Annotated in this window: 3 protein-coding genes; 2 read left to right on the top strand and 1 reads right to left on the bottom strand. The window is 62.0% G+C overall.

The window, feature by feature from the left end:
- Positions 1 to 1129 (top strand): FGGY-family carbohydrate kinase (locus E5W87_RS27345; protein ID WP_292404732.1); only part of this gene is annotated, 1129 nt, incomplete at its 5' end.
- 126 nt (positions 1130 to 1255) lie between these two features.
- Here E5W87_RS27345 and E5W87_RS27340 read toward each other — a convergent pair.
- Complete coding sequence (locus E5W87_RS27340) at positions 1256 to 1612, bottom strand: ArsC family reductase (protein ID WP_292404730.1); 357 nt, start codon at positions 1610 to 1612, stop codon at positions 1256 to 1258.
- 175 nt (positions 1613 to 1787) lie between these two features.
- Here E5W87_RS27340 and E5W87_RS27335 point away from each other — a divergent pair.
- On the top strand, positions 1788 to 2080 hold a 293-nt coding region (locus E5W87_RS27335), incomplete at its 3' end, for a helix-turn-helix transcriptional regulator (RefSeq protein WP_292404728.1).

Raw genomic sequence — 2080 nt, 5'->3', positions numbered from 1 at the left:
GCTGCACCAGATCACCGGCAAGCCGATCGACGTGACGCCGGTCGTCTACCGCCTAAAATGGTTGCGCGAGAACGAACCGGAACGATTGGACCAAGCGAAGAAAATCCTCGACGTGCACGGCTATCTGACGCTGAAACTGACGGGAGCGCCGAGTGCGAGCTGGACGAGCGCCGATCCGTTCGGTCTCTTCGACATCTCGCGCAAGGCATGGTCGCAGCCGATCCTCGATCATCTCGGCATCAAGCCGTCGCAACTTCCCAATGCGGTGCGGTCCGGCACCCGGGTCGGGGCCGTTCATGCCGCGGCCGCCGCAGCAACGGGTCTCGCCGAAGGAACGCCGGTGATTGCCGCCGGGGGCGATGGGCAATGCGCCGGGCTCGGCGTCAATGCCATGCGCGACGGCGTCGTCTACCTCAATCTCGGAACTGCGATCATCGCGGGAATCTGGTCGCGGGAACCGGTGGTCGGCGCCTTCTGGCGTACCATGACCTCGCCGACAGGCGATGGCTATTTCCTCGAGGCAGTGCAGCGGGCCGGTGTCTATTTCGTCAACTGGTTCGTCGACACGTTTGCCGGCGGACGCTCCGATCCGGCGATCTTCGACCGCCTGGAAAGGGAAGCAGCGGCCGTCCCGATCGGCTCGGACGGACTTCTCGCCGGCACAACCCTGGTCGGTTGCATGGATCCGCATTGGGATCCGAGCGCACGCGCGAGCTTCATCGGCATGCACCCCTCGCACACGCTCGGTCATTTTTATCGTGCGGGGCTCGAGGCAATGACGCTGCAAACCGCCCGGGCTCTCGAAGAGATGCGCAGCCACGGTCTTTCGCCGGCGCAAATGGTGGCGATCGGCGGCGGCGCCAACAGCAAACTTTGGACAAAGATGATCGCGGACGCGACCGGGATCTCGATCCATAAGGGTCACAATGCTGAAGCCTCCTCCCTCGGCGCAGCCATTAGCGCCGCGGTCGGCGTCGGATGGTTCGAGAATTTTGCTGAGGCCGCGGACGCCATGACGAGCATCGCCGAGACGATCGAACCGGACCCAGGCAGCCGCGAAGCGTGGGACGCGCTCTCGGCCAGGCAGGGCAAGGTCTTCCCCGCGACCCAATTCGCCTGGCGGAATTAAGACCGGCAAGGATACCGGAGCCCGGTGCATTGAAACGAAAAGGCGTTGCGGCCAATCACCTAAAATTGCGATTTGCCATTTAGGCCCGCAATCGATGCGCGTGAAAAGCGTCGCAGTCCGCTACGCCTACTTCAATCCACACACCGCCTGCTGATAGACATCAGGCTTAAAGCCGACGAGGATCCGATCGCCGAGCTCCAGCACCGGCCGCTTGATCATCGTCGGTTTGGCCAGCATCAGCGCCTTGGCTTTGTTCTCATCGAGGCTCAGTCTGTCCTTGTCTGCCAGTGCGCGAAACGTCGTGCTCGCCTTGTTGAGCAGGATTTCCCAGCCGACGTTGCCGGACCAGCCATCGAGCCGATCCGCGTCGAGCCCTTCGACCCGGTAGTCGTGAAAGCGGTAGGCGACGTTATGGCGTTCCAGCCAGATGCGCGCCTTCTTGATCGTGTCGCAATTGGTGATGCCGTACATGGTGATCGTCAAGATTGTGATCCTCGGACTGATCTGTGTTCGAATCCGGCGGCACCCTAAAACCGCGTTTGCGACTTTGCCAGCGGCCAGCCGGCATCTTCAAATTTTTGGGCTTGCCAATACTAAGGAATTTTCCTAAGTATTTTCCCGAACCATCTTTTGCCGTGCGCAGAGCCGCGAGGAAGACATGACCGTCACAACAAGTCCACAGACCGCGAGTCCGAACGTCCCGCCGATCGACGGCATTTTCCGGGCGCTTGCCGATCCGACGCGTCGGCGTGTTGTCGAGCGGCTGAACAAAAGCCCCACCTCGGTCGGCGAGCTTGCCCAGCCCTTCGACATGGCCCTGCCCTCCTTCATCGAACATCTGAAGGTGCTGGAAGGTTGCGGGCTGGTGCGCTCGCAAAAGACTGGCCGCGTCAGGACCTACCGGCTTGCGCCAGAGCCGCTGAAGCTCGCCGAAGACTGGCTGGCCGAGCA

This window comes from Mesorhizobium sp., assembly GCF_004962925.1.
GTDB lineage: Bacteria > Pseudomonadota > Alphaproteobacteria > Rhizobiales > Rhizobiaceae > Mesorhizobium.
Note: the sequence above shows the minus strand (reverse complement) of the source record. Positions and strands in the feature narration are given on the sequence as shown.